Source organism: Vibrio sp. Vb0937 (assembly GCF_033338855.1).
Genome location: NZ_JAWOTK010000109.1, coordinates 1 through 1,796, shown reverse-complemented (window position 1 = coordinate 1,796; position 1,796 = coordinate 1). Strand labels below are relative to the sequence as shown.

Annotated in this window: 1 protein-coding gene; it reads right to left on the bottom strand. The window is 46.0% G+C overall.

Annotated features, from left to right (window positions below; genetic code table 11):
* Positions 1-27: 27 nt before the first annotated feature.
* The gene (locus tag R7P67_RS23545; protein ID WP_318086156.1) at positions 28-1,683 is read right to left on the bottom strand and encodes an ABC-ATPase domain-containing protein; all 1,656 of its coding nucleotides are present in this window, start codon (positions 1,681-1,683) and stop codon (positions 28-30) included.
* Between the last annotated feature and the right edge of the window lie 113 nt (positions 1,684-1,796).

Here is a 1,796-nt window from a genome sequence, read left to right as displayed (position 1 = left end):
AGTCGTGATACGTCAAATACAAAATACTTAGTGTGAAGGTTTGAACTGTGACTTACGCATACGGTTAAGTGCTGCCATTACATCCAAAGTACGTGGTTTAGCAAGGTCACCTTGTTTAGGCAGTGATGCGTGCCATTCGCCCGATAACATCTCTTCAATTTCTTTTGCAGGGTTGTTACACCAACCTGGCAGTTGTGCAAGCTGGAACCACAACCAACCAATGGCGTTCACTTCGTCAGCAGACTCAATCTGCTCTAGCGCACTAAGGTCAGTAAATTCTTTACCAAAACGCAGTGAGTCTTTGCCTTTTGCACTTACGCGGAATTTACCGTCAGTCAATATATTCATAAGAGCCACGCAGTTTAGTGCGCGTGGTCGGAAAGTTTGTAAGCTCTCTTCTGATTCGTTATGGCGCTGAGTAGGGTGCTGCGCAATCACTTGTTTTGCTTTTTCAGTCACGTCGACCGCTTGGTAGTCATGCATCTGAATAACGGTATTCGCCACATCTAGGTAATCACCAGAGCCACCCATAACGATGATAGTCGAGATATCGAGTTCATCACGTAATTGACCGATACGGTCAACCAGCGGTGTGATTGGCTCATCGCCTTTTGCCACAAGTGCCTGCATACGCTCATCACGAATCATAAAGTTAGTTGCTGATGTGTCTTCATCTATCAGCAGTGATGTTGCACCAGCTTCGATAGATTCTTGTAACCAAGCCGCTTGCGATGTTGAACCTGATGCATCTTGCGTTGAGAAATCTGCAGTGTCTTTACCCATTGGCAAGTGGTTGATGTAGTTCGACAGATTTAAGTGATGCACACAACGGCCATCTTCTGCACGAATCTTCATCGCTTTCTGATCTGTTACGATGTACTCGCGACCATCGCCAGGAATGTGATCGTAAATAGAACGTTCAATGGCGTTCAGTAAGGTCGACTTACCGTGAAAACCACCGCCGACAATCAAAGTGATGCCTTTGGGAATGCCAAGTCCAGTCACGTAACCTTTGTTTGGTGCATGCAGAGTCACCTGCAAAGACTCAGGAGCCGTAAACTCTACTGCTTCTTTCATCGGCAAATCACAGTTACCCGCAATACGTGGTAGAACGCTACCATTCGCAACAAACGCAACAAGATTGTGTGCTTCTAATTGTTCTCTTAGTGCGCTTTGATCTTCTACGACTTGACAGTGCTTCACCATCGCTTCTTTATCCAACTCACGCTCAAGCGTCGCGCGTCGAATAAACTTAGGCATATGAAACGTGAGGATGTTGTTCGCCTTTTTACCAAGCACAGAACGGCCTTCAGCGGGTAGGTTGACACGAAAACGCAGTTCAATCCCTTCTTCTGTGAATAGCACCGCTGTGCTGTCTAAAACCGTTTGACCATTTAAAGCGATTGATACGGTATTTTCTTGTTTAGCAAATTGCTCAAAGCGACGAGCAATAAAGTCGCGAGACGCGCGCTGGAACGCCGGAGACTCGTCTTTTAGCCACTCAAGACCAGTTAGTGACCAAGCACGAGTCGCACGAAAACGTGACGCAGAAGCATACGGGTCGCCTTGAACATGATCGATAAACAACGTGAAATCAGTGAAGTCATACTGACCTTTGATTTGTTGGTAAGCACGGTAGTTCTGCTTTTCAATTTTCTTAAGCGTGGCAGTCAACTGATCCATGAAGATATTGGCCTTTTAATTAGAAGCGGGCGGCGATTATAGAAACCACCGCAAGGAGAGTAAAGGAGAGCTTAGGAAGAATAGGCGTATTGGCCACCAATTTGACGATGATT